This window comes from Alteromonas sp. WD8-37, assembly GCF_055326825.1.
In genome coordinates, this window is record NZ_JBUZOV010000002.1 from 565,880 (window position 1) to 586,793 (window position 20,914).

Genomic DNA, 20,914 nt, shown 5'->3' on the forward strand with positions numbered 1-20,914 from the left:
GGTTGTGTTATGAGCAATAACAACCTTTCTTATCCGCACCTATTACAGCAGGCACAGTCAGCCTTTCAACAGCGAGACTTTGCCAGTACCTGCTCTTATTGCCAAACATTGATGGCTAGCTTTGATACCCAGCCAGAGGTGGTGGGGTTATATCTGCAGAGTCTGATCTATACCCAACAGTTGAGTCAGGCAGAACAGATTCTGGACCAATATCAGAACGCGCTCGAAGATGCCCCCGCGTTTTTACAAGCGGTTTGCCTGTTTCATAAACAGATAGGCGATAACACCAGCGAATACAGGGTTTGGCAGCAGCGTGCCAGTTTGGGTGTCTTATCAACACCAGACACCGAGCGATATATTACAACAGCCATTGCCGGCCAGCATTTTGCAAGCGCTAAGCAACAGATACGCGCCGCATTAGCCGACAATCGACTTACGCAAAAACAGGCGAACAACCACACCCTTTCCTTATTAAGAGCACAGCAGGTTTTTCAGGAAGCAGAACTATTCAGTGGTGAGCTATTGGCTGCCGAGCCTGGCAGTTTTTATTACCAAAATGAACATGCTGTTTCATTGCGGCTTTCGGGAAAGCCGGGTGAAGCTTTGCCTATTTTGGAAAAGCTCGCGGCAGCCAGGCAACATTTTGCAATTTTACACAATCTGGCCAATTGCCACGCGGATATGGGCAACGCTGAGAAGGCCATTGCTTATTATAAGAAGGCACTGCGCTTGAATCCGTTTTATGTAGACAGTCACATCAACCTAAACAAGCTATTGTGGGAGACCGGTGATCACACTACCTATTTAACGTCCTTTTCTCGACTGATAAAGCCGGAGCCTGCCTTCTTTGGATTTACGCTAGCCTATACGCATTTTTTGATAAGCGAAAAGCTATACAGCAAAGCACTCGAGCAGCTGCACACTTTGCATCCACAAACCCGTTTTCAGCACACTCAACATCAGGCCGCTTTATTTAAAGCCTTGGTCTTTGATCAGCAGTTTACCGACGCGCAGCAACTAATAGCGACACAATCAGATCCTGCACTGTTTATGCAACAGCATGCAGCAACTGCCGCTCTGATGTATTTTGGGCTTAATCAGCTGACGCAAGCCCAACAGCTTGTCGAACAGGCACTGCAAGAAAACCCAAGCGACCAAACCTTACGTGCTTACCAATACTGCGGCCAACGTTTGGCTAACGTGCCGACTAACAAGCTTAAAATCCACACGGCGCAGCTCAAGCCCACACCGGACAGCGAGACGTGGGCGACGTTAGCCAGTGAATTAGCCAGGTTGCACACCGCCATTAAACAGCAGCCTAAGGGCCAGAGTGTGGCATCGGGCACACAGACCCGGGGGCATTTGTTTACATTACCTCTGGATGGTATCGATTGGTTAAAGCAGGCTGTCAGTGCCGCGGTGATAAATGCCTGCCAGCAGTTTGACATCGACCCGGCAAGTATCTGTACACCGGCTGGAGAAGTGAATTTTATCGGCTCATGGTCGGTGCGCATGGCGGGCAAAGGCTTTCATACAAATCATATTCATTCCAATGGTGTGATTTCGGGCGTGGCTTACATTTCCTTGCCAGAGGAAGTTGATGAGACCGCGCACAAATATGGATGGCTGCAGTTCGGGCAACCTGGGTTGGCGGTAGCCAGTCACCTGGAGCCAGCTGATTATGTTCAGCCCAGGGCGGGCCTGTGTGTGTTGTTTCCGTCCCATACCTGGCATGGCACTACCATGTTACCCGAAGGGGCAGGGCAGCGGCTGACAGTGGCATTTGATGTGGGTCGCTATGGGTTAACTGAAACCTGAACCATAGTAATAAAGAAAGATCGTGCGATGCATCGTCCTAATAGTAAAAAGCGTCGGTGAATGCCGACTACTTATCGGCGCAAACGCCAACGTGTTAATAGTGAGTAATTACTGAGGTTGTGCAACAGCCTATCAACACGAGTGTTAACAAATCAGTCTTAACTAATCCGATGACTTGCCGGACTTTCTCGGTAGGTAGTTGCCAGTTGACTAAAATTTCAGCGAAGGCTGTATATAGGATGGGCAGGATTGTTAAGATAACCGGTGTTAAGACTGTGTTACTTGACTATTTATTCTGATCCATGTGACTATTGGGGATTCGTAGTGTTGGCTTTATGCGCCATCAGCTACCTTCTTAAAGCAAAAATAGCAAAGTTTATACGCCCCTTGCTGCATGTAAGAACAGCGAGGATTCAAATAAGAAATTTGGTTGGGAACTATGTCCAAGATGAGCAAGAGAACTCTTATTGCTTCTACTGTCATGGGTGCGTTTGCACTGACTGGCAGTGCTGCCGTCTCTGCAGTTACTCTTAACGATCTTCAAAAAGAAGAAGCTAAGATTCACGCGGCTGCAGCAAAATCTCAAGAAAAAATCAATTCACTGTTCGAGCAGTCTCAAGAATTGTTGGTTGAATATCGTCAAACTGTTGATCAAACAGAAAACCTGAAAGTTTACAACGACTACATTGCTAGTCTGGTTCAGGACCAGCAAAAGAGCATCGACTCTCTGCAGCGTCAGATCGACAGCATCGAACAGACTAAGCAAGGCATCGTGCCGCTGATGTTCCGCATGATCGACAGCCTGGAAAAGTTTGTTGAGCTGGATATTCCTATTCACTTAGAAGAGCGTCGTGAGCGTATTCAACGTCTGCGCGATCTGATGGCCAACTCTAACGTGACTGTTTCTGAGCAGTTCCGTCAGGTTATTGAAGCCTACCTGGTTGAAGTTGAGTACGGCACGAAGATGTCTTCTTATCAAGGTACTATCGACGCCGACGGCACTGAAGTGACTGTTGACTTCTTTAACCTTGGTCGCACCGCATTCTTGGCTCTGTCTTTGGACCAATCCAGCGCATGGGTTTGGGACAATGACGCACGTCAATGGAAAGCTTTGGGTGATGATTACCTGGCGTCGGTTGTTGATGCTGTGAAAATGGCAAACGGCACCATTACACCTGACCTAATCAAACTACCAATCAAAGCAGCGGAGTAAGTTTTAATGAAACTAGTATTTAAATCTCTTGTAGCCGCTGCAACGATGGCGGTTATGTCAACCGGCGCGCAGGCACAAGAAGCTGCGTCTTTGCAGGATCTGCTTGAGCAGGTTAAGCAAAATCGTGTTTCTGAAGCGCGCATTAATGAACAGCGTGAAGCAGAGTTCCGTTCTGAGCGTGCTGACAAGCAAGCTTTGCTGCGTAAAGCGCAACAAGAGCTGAAAGCCGAGCAAGATCGTGGTGATCGCCTGCAACAGCAATTTTCTGACAACGAAACTACGTTGAACGAAAAATCTGCTGAGTTGGAGCAAGCTACCGGTACACTGGGTGAGATGTTTGGTGTGGTACGTCAGGCGGCTTCTGAAGCCTATGGCCGTGTTTCTACCTCTATCGTTAGTGCACAGTTCCCTGGTCGTGATGACTTCCTGGCAGAAATGTCTGAAGAAGCCAAAGGCCTGCCTAACATTCAGGAACTGGAAGACCTGTGGTTCGCACTGCAAACTGAAATGACCCAAGGTGGTCAGGTTGTTCGCTTCAACACCGAAGTGGTAAACCTGGACGGTGGTAGTAGCGAGCAGGAAGTGGTTCGTGTTGGTACCTTCAACCTGGTAAGCGACGAAGGCTACCTGATGTTTGATGCTGAAAACGAAGTTGTTCAGCCTCTGGGTCGTCAGCCTGAAGGTCACCTGGTTGGTTCTGCAGAAGATCTGGCCGAAGCCACCTCTGGTATGGTGCCTTTCTACGCTGACCCGTCACAGGGCGCAATCCTGGGTCTGTTGAAAGAAAAAGCAACATGGAGCGAGCGTTATCACGCTGGTGGCGCAGTAGGTTACACCATCACAGCGATGCTGATCATTGGCCTGTTGATTGCTGTGTACAAGCTGATCACACTGGGTATCACTGGTAGCAAGATTAAGTCTCAGCTGAAAAACCCTGGCAATCCATCTTCAGGCAACCCGCTGGGTCGTATCCTGAAAGTGTACCAGGAGAACAAAAACTCTGACGCTGAAAACCTTGAGCTGAAGCTGGACGAAGCGATTCTGAAAGAATTGCCGTCTATCGAAAGCGGTATCAACGTTATCAAGATTTTTGCTGCTATAGCACCGCTGTTAGGTCTGTTAGGTACAGTACTGGGTATGATCGCTACGTTCCAAACTATTACACTGTTTGGTACCGGTGACCCACGTCTGATGGCTGGTAGTATCTCAATGGCTCTGGTAACCACTGCTCAGGGTATCATTGCAGCACTGCCACTGATTCTGACTCACAGCATTGTAGCGTCTCGTAGCAAGTCAATTATTCACATTCTTGATGAGCAAACTGCAGGTATCATTGCAGCTCATACAGAGGCGGAGAAAGCGTAATATGAATAGCCTGATTGGATTATGGGAATCTGTCAGGGAATTTATCGCTACCGGCGGCGACGTATTGTACTTTGTTGCTGCCGCGCTCTTTCTTATGTGGGTATTAATGATTGAGCGCTACTGGTATATCACAGCGGTCTTTCCAAAAGTGAAAAAAGACATTATCACTCGTTGGGACGCCCGCTCTGATACTACCTCTTGGTATGCGCATAGAATCCGTGAAGCTTGGATTTCCCAAGCGTCTGATGATCTGGACGCACGAATGCTAATTATCCGTACCCTGGTGGCAATGTGCCCACTGATTGGTCTGCTGGGAACAGTGACCGGGATGATTAGTGTGTTCGAGACCATGGCAACGCAAGGTACCAGTAACGCCCGTTTGATGGCCTCTGGTATCTCAATGGCAACCATTCCTACTATGGCTGGTATGGTCGCGGCATTGTCGGGACTGTTCATAAGTTCTCGTCTCGAAGCCAAAGCTAAATTGGCAAAAGAAGGCTTGGTTGATAGCCTGCCACATCACTAGAGAGAGAGATTATGGCGCGGAAAGTCAGAACAGAGGAAGAAGATGCACAGATCGATATGACGCCCATGCTGGACGTTGTATTTATCATGCTTATCTTCTTTATCGTTACTACTGTTTTCGTAAAAGAAGCAGGTATTGAAGTAAATAAGCCTGATGCTAGCGAAGCGGGAATACGCAAAAACGCCAATATCTTCATCGCCATTACTGACGATGGAAGTGTGTGGTTGGACAAGCGTGAAGTCTCAGTCGAGAGTGTCAGAGCGAATATAGAGCGATTATTGACGGAGCAGCCGACAGACTATGTCATTATCCAGGCTGACGTAAAAGCCAAGCATGGTGTCGTCGTGAAAGTGATGGACCAGGTTAAAGCTGCAGGTGTTGATCGCATATCAGTAGCAGCAAGGGGATAAGATGGTTCGATTTATCGGTTCTATATTAATCGGCGGGTTAATTGCTTTTGGTCTGTTTGTGCTGATGGCCAAACTGATTGAAAACTCGGCCCGCCCGGCAGATGAAGTTCCCGACGCACCTGTTATTGATGTGGTGATGCAGGAGCCGGATGACAATACGCAGACTCGTCAGCGTACGCCTCCTCCGCCTCCACCACCACCGCAACAGCCTCCTAAGATGCAACCGGTTGAGCCGGATGCTGCTGAGCCAAATGCTGATGGTTTCAGCCTGGCAGTTCCGTCTGTCGATACAGGTGGTGTAGGTGTGGATATCGGTGCAGTTGGCGCGATGGGACAAGACGGTGAAGCTACACCAATTGTTCGTATCGATCCTAAGTATCCGCCACAGGCAGCCCGAGATGGCCGTGAAGGATGGGTAAAACTGTCATTCACCATCAACGAGCAGGGTGGAGTTGAAGACATCGAGGTAATCGATGCCGATCCAAAACGTATTTTCGACCGTGAAGCACGTCGTGCTTTGAGCAAGTGGAAATACAAGCCTAAAATCGTTGAAGGCAAGCGGGTTAAACAGCCTAATATGTTTGTTCAGCTAGACTTCAAACTGGAGCAATGATCATGATGAAAAATACATTCAAAATGTCAGCCTTTGCTTTGGTGTTAGGAGTCTCGACGATGGCCGCGCCAGCGATGGCGCAGTCAACAGCACCAGTGCAGTGCCCTGGCTATGAAAAGGGCAAAACCAAGCTGGTCGGCGAACGCGCTGGTAAAAAAGTGCAAAAAGCCTTTGAAGCGTATCAGGAAGACTTAGTTCAGGAAGCATTGGATATTCTTTATGATATCGAAACTTCCGACGACTTTGACAAAGCCTATGTAGGCCGCTTCATTGGTAACCTGTTGGCCGCAATGGATGGCAAGGGTGATGAAGCGCTTAGGTATTTGACTGATGCAGTTGATACCAAAGTGCTGAATGACGCTGAGCATGCTAATACATTGAAACTTGTCGGCGATTTGAATCTGCGTGAAGAAAATTACGAAGAAGCGATTCAGTGGTACAACAAATGGATGGACTTCACGTGTAAAGAAGATGCATCTACCTATGTACGGTTAGCGCAGGCTTACTTTGAAATAAAGCAGCTGGATAAAGTTATCGAGCCGGCGGATAAAGCCATTGCTTTGTACGAAGAGCCTAATAAAAACCCGTATGTATTGAAGCTGCAATCTTACTTCCAGCGTAAGATGTACTCTGAGACCGTTGAAGTTGCTGAAACCTTGGTGAATCTGTTTCCAGAAGAGCCAAATTGGTGGACGCAGTTGGGTGTTTTCTACATGTTGGTAGAAAACTATTCTGACGCACTCGCAACCATGGAAATTGCCTACAATGCAGGCTACCTGGAAAAAGAGTCGCAGTATAAAAACCTGGCTCAGCTTTATTCAACCAATGGTATTCCATACAAAGCCGCCCGAATTCTTGAGAAGCATCTCAAGAGTGGTGAGATTAAAGAAGACGCGTCGATGGTTCGTAGCATCGCCAACTCTTTTCACCAGGCAAAGAACTATGACATCGCTGCAAGCTATTATGGCAAAGCAGGTCAGTTAAGTTCTGATCCGGACGACTTCCAAAAACAGGGTAGCCTGTTGCTGGTAGCCGAGGATTACAATGGCGCCATTGATGCATTGAATAAAGCATTGGATCGCGGTGCTGATGAAGAAGGTAAAATTCACTTCTCGCTGATGGAAGCCCACTTCTATAAGGGTGATTTCAAGCAAGCCTGGAAACATAACCAGCTAGCGAAGAAAGAGAAGTCCATGCGCCGTAATGCGGTTGCCTGGGAACCTTACATAAAAGAAAAAGCTAAAAATCGCGGCATCAATATCTAACGATACATACCCGATAAGAAAAAAGCCCGTTGCAGAGATGCACGGGCTTTTTTGTTTTTATCGCTTCGCGATGGATCTTTATAATTCGCCGGGTAGTTCACAGGTAACCGAAGTGGGGCGGTGCGACCGCCTGATATAGAATATCCACCTGTTGTGTCCCACTACTATGCGTAGCATCGAGTTTTATTAAGCATTTCGCCGGATTGCCGGCGGGTAACCGAAGTGGGACGGTGTGACCGCCCGATATAGGATATTCACCTGTTGTGTCCCACTACTATGCGTAGCATCGAGTTTTATTAAGCATTCCGCCGGATTGCCGGCGGGTAACCGAAGTGGGACGGTGTGACCGCCCGATATAGGATGTTCACCTGTTGTGTCCCACTACTATGCGTAGCATTGAGTTTTATTAAGCATTCCGCCGGATTGCCGGCGGGCAACCAAAGAGGGGCGGTGTCGACCGGATTCCCCTCTTTCGAGGGCTCCACGCTGTGAAAGCGTCAGCCGCAGTGCCGGCAAAACTGCCCACAGCCTAAAGGGTCATCCGTGACCCTGTTTGGCCTGGCCCGGCATCCCTGCCGGTCCGGTCAGTTTTTCTCACCGGCCCTGCGGCTGACCACAGCAAGGGGCCCTAAAGAGCGGCTCAGCTCTGCTAATTAAGCATTTGAAAAACTGGACTTCCACCAATCATTTTTGGACAGAAACGAAAAGCTGGACACCCACAAAACATTTCGATGCTGAGAGCATCCTGCTCTTGTTCCCCCCTAAGCGGAATAGCCGGTTGGGCGGATAAGCAGAAAAGTCGGCGAGGCAGGACGCCGAGCCAGCAGCACCGGGTCAGGATGACCCGTTGATGCGTGGCTTTTATGCCCGCCCGGCTGGCTAGGCAGTTTCCGCTTTGGGGAAGGCAGGGAGTCCAGAGGGTATTGCCGTATACCCTCTGGGTGATGTCGCCACCGCGACAAAATGGTAGGAATGTCTTGGTGACGGACATTTTGAATGTGAATTCCTACATTTTGAATTGAGCACAAAGCCTTACGACGGTTGTTGTGAAAGCATATCGCCGAATTGCCGGTGGACAACCAAAGAATTGCCGGTGGACAACCAAAGAAGGGCGGTGCCGACCGGATTACTCTCTTTCGAGGGCTCCACGCTGTGAAGGCGTCAGCCGCAGTGCCGGCAAAACTGCCCACAGCCAAAAGGGTCATCCCTGCCCCTGTTTGGCCTGGCCCGGCATCCCTGCCGGTCCGGTCAGTTTTTTCCACCGGCCCTGCGGCTGACCACAGCAAGGGGCCCTAAAGAGCGACTTATCTCTGCGAATTGACTATTTGAAAAAATGGATATCCACAAACGTTTCCAGGCAGAAACAGCCTGCTCCTATTCCCCCTGCGCGGAATAGCCAGCAGCACCGGGTTAGGAAGACCCGTTGATGCCTGGCTTTTATGCCCGCCCGATTGGCTAGGCAGTCACTTTTTTGAGTTCGCACGCAAGTGTTACTTCTAGCGAGGTATTGGCATTTCGCCGGATTGCCGGCGGGCAACCAAAGAGGGGCGGTGTCGACCGCCCCTCTTTGGGATCTCCCCGCGACCCCACGCTGTGAAAGCGTCAGCCACAGTAAGGGGCCCTTAAGAGTGGTTCATCTCTTCGCAAGAGCTATTTGAAAATATGGACACCCACCAACATTTCCATGCAGAAACATCCTGCTCTTATTCCCCCTGAGCGGAATAGCCGGTTGGGCGGATAAGTAGAAAAGTCGGCGAGGCAGGACGCCGAGCCAGCAGCATCGGGTCAGGATGACCCGTTGATGCGTGGCTTTTATGCCCGCCCGGCTGGCTAGGCAGTTTCCGCTTTGGGGAGAGCGGGGAGTCCAGAGGGTATCGCGCATACCCTCTGGGTGAAGTCGCCACCGCGACGAAATGGTAGGAACACCTCTTAGGCTGAGACCAGTTAGCTAGAAGTGGATAGCCAACGCTAACCGCCATCGTGCGAGACGAAATCGCACATACCCTCTAGGTGATGTCGCCACCGCGACGAAATGGTGGGATAGCCTCCCAGGTCGAAATTCATTAGCGAAATATGGGCTGCCATCATAGGCCATTATCTCGCGAAGCGAGATAGCAGATACCCTCTGGGTGAAGTCGCCAGCGCGACAAAATGGTAAGAATTCCTCTTAGGCTGAGACCAATTAGCTAGAAGTGGATAGCCAACGCAAACCGCCATCGAGCGAGGCGACATCGCGCATACCTCTGGGTCTCGCCGCCACCGCGATGAAATGGTGGGGTAGCCTCCCAGGTCGAAATTCATTAGTGAAATATGGGCTGCCATCATAGGTCATTATCTCGCGAAGCGAGATAGCAGATACCCTCTGGGTCTCGTCGCCACTGCGACGAAAAGGTGGGCTTGTCAGTCCAGTGATGAAATCACCACAAAACTCCCCTCATTGATGAAGAAACTTCACCAAAAGCCCATACGCTTCCTGACAGGCTTGCACATGCGCGCGTTCCAGCGCAGCTTTACCTTTCAGCTTATGCTTCTGCAGTAATTCATGATTTGTGATGCGCTGAAGATATTTATCCTGCAACAACCCGGGAAGATGTTCACGGGCCGCGGCTGCGGCTTGAACAGCGTAGTACAGGGTATTGCCTAATGACTGGCTATGGCGGGCCTCGTCGCAATAGGCATCAAGTCGTGAGCGCAGAATGGTTGCCAGAAAAGGGTCAACTTGTGATGGCAGCTGTGAGTGTGAACATGCATCAAAATCTGCTAATCGTTGGAGTATAGGCTGTGTACATGACGCCTGCCTCGATAACGGCAGCAGCATCAGTAGGCTGGGCTGGCCACTGGCTTTGTCGGCCTTGCTGCCATGGCGTAGCTGGGTAAACCCCGCCTGCTGCCAGAATGATGCGACCCCTGCGTCATAGGCAAATGATGCACTTAGCCAGTCTGCCTGGTCATGCTTAGCCGCAGCAACAACCTTACACAGCAGTTCACGGCCCAGCCCGCAGCGTTGCAGTGCCGGGTGCACCGCGATGCGGTTGATGCGCCAGTACTGATGTGTAGCGTAGTCTTGTGTGGCGCTGATAAAGCTAACACTCTGGGCGCTTAAATGCCCCTTAACCCGGCGCGCACCGCGGGCGATAGCGGGCGCCACATCGGCCAGCCGCTGGCCACCTTCGTGGTTGATGATGGCTGCTGCCACCGGTTGCTCAGCCTGCCAACTGACAAACAAGCTACAGTCAGGGCTATCGACCAGCCGCATCATGTCGTCCGGCGTGGTCTGGTAATGCGCCATACTTAGCAAATTTAACACCGCAGACAGCTGCTGTGCGCTAAGCGCGTCGCTGGTATAACGCGATATATCGATCTCGGCGGTGGCCTTCGCCGGTGTCGCTTCACCGGTTTCATGCAGCAAGGTGCGGTTACACACCTGTTCCAGTGGATCGTCGTTATACCAGCGCACCGGCGTTTGCAGTTCAACCTGAATCGCCCGACCAGTCTCAAGTGCGGGTTGCATAAATTTGTAGGCAAAACCTTTGCCTGAGCCTTCAAAGCCCAGCACTGTAGAACTCATCACACAGTGCTGCTGTGTTGCGCTAATGGCACTAAGCACCGGTAGCGGCAGGCTGGCTGCTTCATCAATCAGCAAAATATCTTCGCTTCCGGCGGTCAGGCGCGGGTTGTCCGGCGCCACCCAGGGCACCGCCTGTTTGGCCTGCCCTTGAGAGGTTTCCAGTGCATCTGCCAGCATGCTGTAAAATACCTGCTGGCTTTGCTGTAGCGAACTGGTCAGGTACGGTTTGCGGCCGACACTTATTAAGTGCGCGGCCAATAGCGCCATCAGGGTAGATTTGCCGCGGCCGCGAGGGGAGGTTAAAAACACCTGCGGCATGTGTAGCGCATTCTGGCACAGCTGAGTAAACGCACGAAGCTGGTCGTGGGTTTTAAACGGGGCCAGCGGCACAGTGTGTTCGGGTTTGGCAGAGACCACCGGCAGTCGCGCTGCCGCCAGGTCATCGCTATGGGCAACGGCAGTGGCAGGATGGGCGATTAGCTGCGATACAAACTGCGCTAAAAAAGGGCTGTGCGATAATTGATAGCCGTGGCTTAAAAAATGCGGCTGGGTCACTCCCGGATGCGATGGCCATTGGGCCAACGGCGGGCACAAAATGATCAAACGACCTGCCCGCTGGATAGTGCCAGCCAAAGCCAATAAGGCATTAGGCCGAAAGCCGGCAAAACCATGATAAATGCCAATGGCGAATTCCTGACCTAACACCTGCCGATACTGGCCTAGTGGATAACTGACGGACCCGGCTGGCAACCATCCTTGCCCATTCTCAGTCGGCTGTGTAGCCGGTGACTCACCTAGCAGTGCTACAGGCCTTGAATCGCAAAGCCATTGCCCCAACGCGGCCTGGGTGGCAGCCAGTTGTTCAGCTGAGCACTGCAATAGCAGACACTGACGGTGCCAGTGGCCGGGATGGTGGGTGCTGTAATTGAGCCATTCGTGCAGGTTCATCAAAGCCATTGTAGTAAAATTACCGTATAATAGACGTGAAGTTTAACCTATTAACCTGAAGGAATTCGAATGCGTTTCTTATCACGCCGTTTAGTGATGCCCAATGACCTTAACTATGCAGACTCGTTGTTTGGCGGGCGTGCACTGGAGTGGATTGACGAAGAGTCAGCAATCTACGCCATCTGCCAACTGGAAACCAACTGCCTGGTCACCAAGCATATCGGCGAGATCAGTTTTGAGTCACCGGCGATGCAGGGCGACATCGTGGAATTTGGTCTGGCCACCAAGTCGGTGGGCCGCACCTCCATCACCGTAAGTTGTTTAGTGCGTAACAAAGCCACTAAAAAGACTATCTGTCTGGCCGACGACATTGTGTTTGTCAAAGTCGATCCCATCACCCGCCAGCCAGCGCCACATGGCAAATCGCTGGAAAGCCTCAAAGCGCAGACTGAAGAAGAACTGCGCAGTCTGAACCTGCTAAGCGACAGCACCGACGACTGATTTTAAACATTAAATTATTGTTGTCTTCGCTTTTCGTTTGACCAGCGGCTGTCAGTTGATACACTGCCGGCCACTGTAAGCGTTGCTTGTAGTTACCAAGGGGTGCCGCAAAGGCTGAGATTCGTGTTGCACGAGAACCCTTTACCTGATCCGGATAATACCGGCGTAGGGATGGTCTTCACAAAACACCAGTTTTCCTGCCGTAATCCCGGATCTTTTTTTCGCTAAGATAAGAGATCCTCAATGACAAAAAATGCCATTTTTCTGGCCTTGCTAAACAGTGCTCCCGCTTTGGCGGATGATATCGAGCACATCACGGTTACCGGCGATTTTCGCCAGGCCACACTCGACCAGCTAAGCAGCAGTGCTACCGTACTGTCACACAACCGCATTCAAAGCCGTCAGGCCACTTATCTCGATGATATTCTCACCGTGGCACCCAATGTTAATTTTGCTGCCGGTGCTGCTCGCGGCCGCTTTGTACAAATCCGCGGTATCGGTGAGCGGTCGCAGTTCTCTGAACCCATGAACCCTTCAGTCAGCTTTCTGGTGGACGATTTTGATTTTTCCGGCTTGGGCGCTGCTGGCGTGTTGTTTGATAGCCGTCAGGTTGAAGTGTTTCGCGGCCCACAGTCCACACTATTTGGTACTGGCGCATTAGCCGGAGCCATCAAGATTGTATCTAATCAGCCCACCGAAGAGCAGCTCACTGTAGGAGAGGTGCGCGTTGGCAATAATGATGCTTACCGTGTTGAATTTGCCGGCGGCGACAGCATTACCGACACGCTGCGCTACCGATTGGCAGTGCTGCAAAATGCCAGCGATGGCTTTGTGGATAACACATTTTTAAATCGCGATGACACCAATAATATTGATGAGCGCGCGGCAAAACTGGCACTGCAATGGGATGTAACAGACGATACCGTGGTGGACGTGGCTTACCGCTGGTATGATATCGATAATGGCTACGATGCGTTTTCACTGGAAAATAATCGCCAGTCACGGGCTGACGAGCCAGGCTATGATACACAGCGCACCCACGCGGTCAGTGCCAAACTGGCCTCAGATTTTTATTATGGTCAGCTGACTGCATTACTGACCCACGCGGATCACGATCTGGCCTACGGCTTTGATGAAGACTGGACGTACACCGGCTTTCATCCGTTTGGCTATACCTCCTTTGATGCTTATTTTCGTCAGATAGAAAGCCAGTTAGCCGAAGTTCGGTTTGTTTCCTCCGACCAGGCAAAGCTTTTTGCCGGTACCACCGATTGGTTGGTGGGGGCACACATGAAAAATACCGATGAAAATCTGCTGCGCCAGTACACCTATGCCAAAGAGGATTTTGCCAGTACCTATGAGCCCACCACCATGGCGGTGTATGGCCAGACGACCACCAGTCTCACACCGCAATTGCGCCTGACTTTTGGTCTGCGGGCGGAAAACTATGAGTTCGACTATACCGACAGTCAGGGCCTAAGCCGCACCAATGATAATGATCTGGTTGGCGGCAAACTGGCGTTGCAGTATCTGCAGGAAGCACACACCTGGTATGCCAGTATCTCACGGGGTTTTAAAGGCGCTGGCATCAACCCGGCCGAGCAGGTCAGTGAAGAAAAACGCTTTTTTGATGCCGAATACTCCTGGAATTATGAAGTCGGTGTGAAGGGGCCGCTGTTTACGCCGGATCTGATGCTGCGTGCGGCGCTGTTTTATATGCAGCGCGACGATACCCAAATCAACGATTTTGCTGTGCTGACCCGTGAGGATGGCAGCCCGGAATTTATCGATGTGATTGATAACGCCGATCTGGGCACCAACTTAGGCGCCGAACTGGAAGCCAGCTGGCAGGTACTGCCGCAGTGGGCACTGCAGGCCAGTGTGGGCTATCTGGACGCTTCCTTTGAAGAATACACCAATGCCAAAGGTGAGTTTATTGCGGAGCAGGAACAGGCACAGGCACCGTCCTGGACCGCTAGTGTGTTCAGCGAGCTGCAGCTTGCCCGACAGTGGGCCTGGCGGGTCGATGTGGATTATAAAGACAGATACCGTTTTTCAGACGGCCATGATGTCACCGCCCCGTCCACTGTTCTGGTGGGCACCCAATTACAATGGGATAATGACCAGTGGTACGCCTCGTTATGGGCTAATAATCTGCTGGACCGCACCTATTATGTCCGCGGCTTTGGTGGCTTTAGCAACGATCCCCGCGACGGTGAATCTGGTTATGCCACCCCGCAACCCTATTATCAGCTAGGTGATGGGCGCCAATTCGGGCTCACCGTCGGCCTGCGTTTTTAAGGAGCACCCAATGCAAGTAATGGTAGAATTGTCGTTATACCCTCTGGCCCATCAGTTTATTGGCCCGATCAAGCACTTTATTGAGCGGCTGAACAGCCACAGCGGCCTGCAGGTCACCACTTGCAGCACCAGCACCCAGGTGCATGGTGACTATGCCACCGTGATGCAGGTGTTGAGTCAGGAGATGCAACGCACCCATGAAGAAGTCGGGCAGGCGGTGTTTGTGGCTAAGTTTTTGAACTTTGACGCCATGCAGGCCCGTACCGACAATGATTGAACGCTTTATTGAGCAGATCCTGGCCACCTCGCCGGCCGAGTGGGTTGCAGTATTGCTGGCCATCGCCTATGTTTGGCTGGCCGCGCGCCAAAACAGCTGGTGCTGGCCGTGTGCTTTTGGTAGTACTGCCATCTATACCTGGTTGTTCTGGCAAGTGGCATTGCCGTTTCAGTCGCTGCTCAATGTGTTTTACATGGGAATGGCGGTGTACGGCTATATCCAGTGGCGGCGTGGTCAACAAAATCAGGATCACGGCCAGGTACAGTCCTGGCCCTGGCAGTGGCACGTCATGCTGGTCCCGGTGCTGCTGGGAATTGGCTGGGGGCTGTCGAACCTCGCGGCCAGCCAGTTTAACAGCCAGCATGTATGGTTGGATGCTACCATTCAGGTACTGAGTGTGGTGACCACCTTTATGGTGGCGCATAAAATTTTACAAAACTGGGTATACTGGTTTTTTATTAATTTAGCCTCCGCGTATTTGTACGGGCAGGCCGGCCTGATGTTATCGGCCTGTTTGTTTACCGGTTATGTGGGATTTTCGGTGTATGGCTACCGGCAATGGTTACTTCAGTGGAAACAACAACATGAATCCCGCGCGTATTCTTAAACAGCTGACGCCGCTGCTGAACTTGTCGGCACAGGCGCGGCTGGAAAAGGTCCAGTCGGGGGAGGTGAATCAGGTGTTCCGGCTACATGACGGCGATACCTGTTACGCGGTTAAAAGCCTGGCCGACGATGACTTTAGTGGTATCAACCGTTTGCATCAGTATATTTTGCAAGAGCAATTGGCCCGACGTGGGCTGGCACCGGCACCGGTGTGGATGAGTCAGGATGCTGCCCTGTGGGTGGAACAGTGGTGCACCGTGCCAGCAGATAGCCAGCCGCGCCGCGCGGTATGCCGGGCCACTGTGCTGGCCGATGTGCTGGCCACCATTCACGCACAACCCATCTCCGCCCACGCATTGGATTTGCCGGCACGGCTTGAGCATTATCTGACAAAAGCGCAGTTAAGCTATAACAGTGCGCTGGCAGTGAAAATTCGCCAGGCCATTCGCGAGTTTACGCTGGCCAAAGTGCCCATTGAGCACCTGGTGCTGTGCCATAATGATTTATCCTGGGGCCATGTGGTGTCGATGCAGCCGCCGGTTTTGGTGGATTGGGAATATGCAGCCATGGGTAATCGCTTTTTTGACCTGGCCGCGTGCATGAGCATCAATCAGCTCAATGCCAACCAGCAGGAAATATTGCTCAGCCATTATTGCCAGCAAACCGGCTTGGCACTTAACCACGCACAACCGCTGTTGGCTCAACAGCAACAGGTGGTGGCGCTAACCGAACAAGTGTGGGGCAGAGCCCTGCATCACAGCCAGCGCAGCCAGCAGGCAGGTTAATTACTATACGCATTGTGCAATTTGCCAGCAGTTGCGCCGGATGCCGGTAAAAAAGCTTTATTTTTTAATATGCATTTGTATAATGCATTTCGCGTTAGGGGTGTAGTTCGAATTGGTAGAACAGCGGTCTCCAAAACCGATGGTTGGGGGTTCGAGTCCCTCCACCCCTGCCAATCTCTTCTGAATTGTCGTATAGTCACGGCATCTTTTCTGTTTACTGTGGTATTCCCATGGCGTGGTTGTCTCCGGCACAAATTGCTGCTTTGCAACAAATGGATCTCTGTGTATGGTTACCTGCCGACGAGGTTGCAGCTACCGCAGACATTGATGCAGCCTCTCAGGCTGACAGCCAGCAAGCTTCAGCAGGTCCAATATCCACCAATGATTCAGTCCGGCCTCAGCCGGTCACAAAAGCGCCTCGGGATCCGGCCAAAAGTGTTGCGCGGTTATCTCAGTTGCGTGAGCAATTAGGGCGTGCTGACGAACCAGCCAAAACATCAGCATCAGCCTCTTCACCTGCGCCTTCTGCAGCACTAAAGCAACAGCCACTAAGCGCTGCGCAACAAGCCCAGTATCGGTTGTTTATCGAAGATGTGGAGCGTGCCTGGCAAACAGCCCGGCCTCAGAGCACCTTACCCCCTCTGGCCGTGGGCGATGCATTGGAACTAACTTCGCAGTATCTTTGCCTGCCGGCGTTGCCTGATGCACTTAGCGCGACGCAAAAGCGTCACCTATGGCAGACACTGTGTCAGAAGTAACCATACGACCGGTCGCCTCAGATGAGGAAATCGTCCAGGCCTATCAGATTCATCAGCAGGTAGTGCCGTCACCCTGGCGCTATCCGACCTTTGCTGATTGCACCGACACCCCTTACTCCATGCTGGTCTGTGGGCCATCGCCGCTACTGGGTTATGCCATTTTATTGATGGTGGTCGATGAAGCCACCCTGATGGATATAGGTATCGCCCCGCATAACCAGGGACTGGGCCATGGCAAACAGTTGCTGGAAGCGGCGATTCAACACGCATTATCCCGTCAAATGGCCACACTTTGGTTGGAAGTCAGAGAATCCAACAAGGTGGCGCAAAACTTGTATACGCAAAAAGGCTTTGTTATCTCCGAAGTACGAAAAAAGTATTACCCCACAGCCGATGGCTTTGAGGATGCGGTGATTATGCAATTGCCTTTGGATTAATGCTTAACAGGGACGGTGTCTTACGAAAATCAATATATGCAGCAAAAGCCATGTAGTGACGGCAGCGCTAAGCATTTGTTTTCGCTTTTTTATCTTTCGACTTTAATGTTTTTTTAAACCAGGCCGAATACTCGCGTATCAGCGCCCATACCCGCTTTTCTTAGGGTTGCAGCCACTTCACAGCTACTCTTAGCCCATCTTCCTTGCTATTCCCGCATAGCAGCTCTGACTATAACGAAGTGTGTTGCAGTGATGAAAAAACAAATTTTAGTTCCAGGCGTGTGTTTCTCTTTACTGACCTTAACCGCATGTGGATCAGGTGGCAGTGACAGCCCCGAACCGCTCACTGCGCCTAATGCCATCGCGCCTATCATGTCTGGTGGCGGTGGCAGCAGCAAAGCGCCGTCTGCCAGCGCGCCCGCTCCGGCACCCAGCACGGGCACCGCCGCAGCCTCGGCCCCGGCTCCAGCCTCAGCGATGCCTGCACCGAGCAATCCTTTACCCGCACCAAGCAATCCGGCACCAAGCAACCCGGTACCAGAGCAAGGCGGTTCTGAGCAGGCTGGTGCGGAGCAAGATTCTGCCGGCGACTCGACGGCCACCGGCAGCGCTTCGGCTAGCCTGTTTGTATCTAATGATCTGATTGATCAATCGCAACTGCGCGAAGCGGATAATGCTGCGGCCAATGCGTTTCGTCTCGGCGTACAGGTATCAGCCATCAGCCATGATATGACCGCCTGGATGCTCAATGATGTGATGAAAACGGCCGGGCTGCCAGGGCAGGATATGACTCAACACGCACATAGCTGGGGCTTTGAGCAACACGGCAAATCCATCAGCGATGAGCCAGGCAATATTGCGGTGGATGCGGATGGCTGGCCCGTGTCGCTAACCCTGGCTGACGGTAGCCAGGCTGATGCGCTTTATACCAAAGTGATGACTTCAGCAGTGCCAGAAGCTTACGAAGTGGGTGAGTACACGCTTACCTTTGACGGCGAAGGTAGCATTGAAATTGACAACGCAGATGTGCTGAGCCAATCAGCCAGCGGCATGACCCTGTACTATCCAGGCAGTGGTGCGCTGACCGTGCGCATTACCCACACCGATCCAAATAACACCGGCAACTATCTGCGCAATATTCAGTTGTTGCGCCCCAATGCCGACGGCCAGCTGTTCAGTCAGCCTTACCTGAATTTTGTAGCTCCGGCCAGTACCCTGCGCACCGCATCATTGATGAGCCCTGCGTTATTATACGCCCAGGGGGATGATCACAATGCGGTGACCGGTCTGTTTGGCTGGCAGAACCGCGCGAGCCTGACGTCAGGCGCATGGGGCACCAGCAAGGGCGCGCCTTACGAAATGATGGCCGCGTTGGCCAATCAGTCAGGCTCACATCTGTGGCTGAACCTGCCACTGGCTGCTGATGATGTGTATATCGAAGCCCTGGCCGAATTGCTTTATCAGGAATTGGACAGCAGCCGTTCACTGTATATCGAACTGGGTAATGAGCTGGCTAAGCGCAGCTTCCCACAACGTGATGGCCGTGACTACGCACTGGCGCAAGCGCATACCCGCTGGCCTGGTGCCCAGCAACTCGACGCAGTGGCAGCAATGCCATTACTGCAGCAGGAAAACCTGTTGATTGCCAACTGGCAGGCCGCACGTACCTTAGAGATCCAAACCATCTTTGCTCAGGTGTGGGGTAAGAATGCAGAACGCGTGCAAACGGTGCTGGCCGGTGCACTTCACGATAGTCACACCGACAACAGCTACAACCGCATGTTGCTGGACGGCTTTTTGATCACAGAATTAGAGAACGGCCAGGCCCCGGGCACGGCGGTTGATGTACTGGCGGTAGATCCGCTGGTGGCCGACACTGCGGCCACTCAGTTTTCCACTGACAACGCGGATACCTTGTTGCTGGACGTGCTGCAGTATGTCGATGGGACCGGACGTTTTGGTGCCAGCGATTATGCCCCTGGTTTGCGTTATCAGGTTCGTCACGCAGCTGACCTGGCGTACCAGTACGGCCTGGCCCTGACCGCCTATGCCGGTGGCCATCGCTTTAGCGCCAGTTCGTATTTACATTTCCAGGCGCTTGAACATGTACAGATGTACGATGTGTTCGAGGGTATCTTTTCCATGTGGGAAGAGGAAAACGGTGGGGCATTTATTGTAGGCCAGGGGATTGCCGGTGTGGCAATGCCAGAATACTGCAACAGCCCTGGTTCGGTGCCTGTTAATCGTCGCGCCACAGTGGGATTGAAATCCACTCAGCAACAAAATGATGATCAGGCACCCATGTATCGAGCGTACCAAGATCAGATGCGTGCATTAGGCCAGATGAAATAATGTATCCCGGCTCCGGTTGTCCGGAGCCGCTGGATGAAATTCACCGCCTGGCCCTTGACGTTTGCGTTAGCATCTCCACAATGCGCTCAACAGTTGAAATCGGCTGGTTAAGCCGAAGGAGCTCGAAGTATGGCTCGTGTAATAAACCGTGCCTTGGTTACCTCAAAGTGGTTTGCAATCAACATCGTTACCTATCCTGAAGGCCATCAGGTGATGCGCCATAACGATCCTATGGGTGAGGGTCGATACTACAAATTCAATATCGTTCTGAAACAACCCAAACGCGGTGGCCAGTTCAGTGCCGACAAGGTTATTTTTGCCTGGTTTGACCGGGTATTTTTGTTCCGTCCGGATCAGGCCTTTCACAGTGTGTCGCGCATTGAAGAAGGCGAACGCAAGCTGTTTACAATGGCACTGTATCTGCCCAAATCTGTGTGCCGCGTATAGTCTCACCTTTCCGTTTTTGTTCTGCTGAGGGCCCGACCATTCGGCCCGCAGCAGAGCTTTATGCGCCTTTATTATCTATCAGTTAAGCCCTCTGTAAATCACGCCTCTTGTACAGGTGACACTCAATCGTTGTTCGTGGAAAATCGTGCTTGCTGGTACCTTCGCCAGTTAACCTCAAGGATAAGAGAACATGAATTTTTCACCAATTACTGAATTAACCATGGAAGAAGTCGATCAAGTTAATGGGGGTATTGTTCCATTTATTTTGGCTGTTGTAGCGATTGACGCTGGTTTACAAGCCGCGATGTGGGGAACTTATGTGAGTAAGTACGGTTAACCGTTGACATCTTAAGTCAGAGGAGCATTCGCTCCTCTGCTAAAACAGGAGTGCCAGGCATGAAAAGTCTGTGGTTGATGTTGATAGTATTAGGGTTGGTTGGCAATGGACTGCTTATCTTTAGCTTTGTTTGCCACGAAAGTGTAATAACAACCTTACTCTCGCAAGGCGTATCGATAGTGGTTGGAGTTTGCATTCACATTTTTTATAACCAAATACACGAAAAAACTTAGTGACCATTGTATTTCAAAGACAGATCAAGAAACATATTTAGGAGCCCGCACTATAGGGATGTCTTGGTTAGCGTTGTGTGCAGGTAAAAAAGCGACCCTTGCCGAATTAACAAGACCAAGCTCGCCTACCAAATTATTACCACTATCTATATAA

18 protein-coding genes, 1 tRNA gene and 1 riboswitch are annotated in these 20,914 nt (G+C 51.5%); of the genes, 18 read left to right on the forward strand and 1 reads right to left on the reverse strand.

Annotation, left to right across the window (positions count from 1 at the left end):
* Positions 1-9 precede the first annotated feature (9 nt).
* From ACTUJZ_RS07980 to ACTUJZ_RS08010, 7 genes are all read left to right on the forward strand, one after another.
* Positions 10-1,818, forward strand: a complete 1,809-nt coding sequence (locus ACTUJZ_RS07980) for a putative 2OG-Fe(II) oxygenase (protein ID WP_463635765.1) — start codon at positions 10-12, stop codon at positions 1,816-1,818.
* Between the two features lie 448 nt (positions 1,819-2,266).
* Positions 2,267-3,031, forward strand: a complete 765-nt coding sequence (locus tag ACTUJZ_RS07985) for a DUF3450 domain-containing protein (RefSeq protein WP_463635766.1) — start codon at positions 2,267-2,269, stop codon at positions 3,029-3,031.
* A gap of 6 nt (positions 3,032-3,037) precedes the next feature.
* Positions 3,038-4,396, forward strand: a complete 1,359-nt coding sequence (locus ACTUJZ_RS07990) for a MotA/TolQ/ExbB proton channel family protein (protein ID WP_463635767.1) — start codon at positions 3,038-3,040, stop codon at positions 4,394-4,396.
* A gap of 1 nt (position 4,397) precedes the next feature.
* On the forward strand, positions 4,398-4,922 hold the full coding sequence (locus ACTUJZ_RS07995; RefSeq protein WP_463635768.1) for a MotA/TolQ/ExbB proton channel family protein: 525 nt from the start codon (positions 4,398-4,400) through the stop codon (positions 4,920-4,922).
* Between the two features lie 11 nt (positions 4,923-4,933).
* Positions 4,934-5,332: an ExbD/TolR family protein gene (locus ACTUJZ_RS08000; RefSeq protein ID WP_463635769.1), complete on the forward strand. Its 399-nt coding sequence runs from the start codon at positions 4,934-4,936 to the stop codon at positions 5,330-5,332.
* A 1-nt stretch (position 5,333) separates the two neighbouring features.
* Positions 5,334-5,945 carry an energy transducer TonB gene (locus ACTUJZ_RS08005; RefSeq protein ID WP_463635770.1) on the forward strand — a complete coding sequence of 204 codons (612 nt, stop codon included), beginning with the start codon at positions 5,334-5,336 and terminating at the stop codon, positions 5,943-5,945.
* A 2-nt stretch (positions 5,946-5,947) separates the two neighbouring features.
* Complete coding sequence (locus ACTUJZ_RS08010; protein ID WP_463635771.1) at positions 5,948-7,210, forward strand: tetratricopeptide repeat protein; 1,263 nt, start codon at positions 5,948-5,950, stop codon at positions 7,208-7,210.
* Between the two features lie 2,434 nt (positions 7,211-9,644).
* On the opposite strand, the gene ACTUJZ_RS08015 is transcribed toward ACTUJZ_RS08010, so the two are convergent.
* The gene (locus ACTUJZ_RS08015; protein ID WP_463635772.1) at positions 9,645-11,735 is read right to left on the reverse strand and encodes a GNAT family N-acetyltransferase; all 2,091 of its coding nucleotides are present in this window, start codon (positions 11,733-11,735) and stop codon (positions 9,645-9,647) included.
* Between the two features lie 60 nt (positions 11,736-11,795).
* On the opposite strand from ACTUJZ_RS08015, the gene ACTUJZ_RS08020 reads away from it, so the two are divergent.
* From ACTUJZ_RS08020 to ACTUJZ_RS08070, 11 genes are all read left to right on the forward strand, one after another.
* Positions 11,796-12,227, forward strand: a complete 432-nt coding sequence (locus ACTUJZ_RS08020; protein WP_463635773.1) for an acyl-CoA thioesterase — start codon at positions 11,796-11,798, stop codon at positions 12,225-12,227.
* 88 nt (positions 12,228-12,315) lie between these two features.
* A riboswitch (TPP riboswitch) is annotated at positions 12,316-12,416 on the forward strand.
* A gap of 54 nt (positions 12,417-12,470) precedes the next feature.
* On the forward strand, positions 12,471-14,528 hold the full coding sequence (locus ACTUJZ_RS08025) for a TonB-dependent receptor (RefSeq protein ID WP_463635774.1): 2,058 nt from the start codon (positions 12,471-12,473) through the stop codon (positions 14,526-14,528).
* Between the two features lie 10 nt (positions 14,529-14,538).
* Positions 14,539-14,805, forward strand: coding sequence for a YkoF family thiamine/hydroxymethylpyrimidine-binding protein (locus ACTUJZ_RS08030; RefSeq protein ID WP_463635775.1), 267 nt, complete (start codon positions 14,539-14,541; stop codon positions 14,803-14,805).
* On the forward strand, positions 14,798-15,412 hold the full coding sequence (gene pnuC / locus ACTUJZ_RS08035; protein WP_463635776.1) for a nicotinamide riboside transporter PnuC: 615 nt from the start codon (positions 14,798-14,800) through the stop codon (positions 15,410-15,412). The genes ACTUJZ_RS08030 and pnuC overlap by 8 nt, the downstream gene beginning before the upstream one ends.
* Positions 15,390-16,196 (forward strand): phosphotransferase, encoded by an 807-nt coding sequence (locus tag ACTUJZ_RS08040; protein WP_463635777.1) that lies wholly within the window; start codon positions 15,390-15,392, stop codon positions 16,194-16,196. The genes pnuC and ACTUJZ_RS08040 overlap by 23 nt, the downstream gene beginning before the upstream one ends.
* Before the next feature lie 96 nt (positions 16,197-16,292).
* Positions 16,293-16,369: transfer RNA gene (locus ACTUJZ_RS08045), tRNA-Trp, on the forward strand.
* A gap of 57 nt (positions 16,370-16,426) precedes the next feature.
* The gene (locus ACTUJZ_RS08050; RefSeq protein ID WP_463635778.1) at positions 16,427-16,954 is read left to right on the forward strand and encodes a hypothetical protein; all 528 of its coding nucleotides are present in this window, start codon (positions 16,427-16,429) and stop codon (positions 16,952-16,954) included.
* The gene (rimI, locus tag ACTUJZ_RS08055; protein WP_463635779.1) at positions 16,930-17,391 is read left to right on the forward strand and encodes a ribosomal protein S18-alanine N-acetyltransferase; all 462 of its coding nucleotides are present in this window, start codon (positions 16,930-16,932) and stop codon (positions 17,389-17,391) included. The genes ACTUJZ_RS08050 and rimI overlap by 25 nt, the downstream gene beginning before the upstream one ends.
* Before the next feature lie 252 nt (positions 17,392-17,643).
* Positions 17,644-19,743 carry a hypothetical protein gene (locus ACTUJZ_RS08060; RefSeq protein WP_463635780.1) on the forward strand — a complete coding sequence of 700 codons (2,100 nt, stop codon included), beginning with the start codon at positions 17,644-17,646 and terminating at the stop codon, positions 19,741-19,743.
* 129 nt (positions 19,744-19,872) lie between these two features.
* Positions 19,873-20,190, forward strand: coding sequence for a 2OG-Fe(II) oxygenase (locus ACTUJZ_RS08065; RefSeq protein ID WP_463635781.1), 318 nt, complete (start codon positions 19,873-19,875; stop codon positions 20,188-20,190).
* 190 nt (positions 20,191-20,380) lie between these two features.
* Positions 20,381-20,527 carry a class IIb bacteriocin, lactobin A/cerein 7B family gene (locus ACTUJZ_RS08070; RefSeq protein WP_463635782.1) on the forward strand — a complete coding sequence of 49 codons (147 nt, stop codon included), beginning with the start codon at positions 20,381-20,383 and terminating at the stop codon, positions 20,525-20,527.
* Positions 20,528-20,914: the final 387 nt, after the last annotated feature.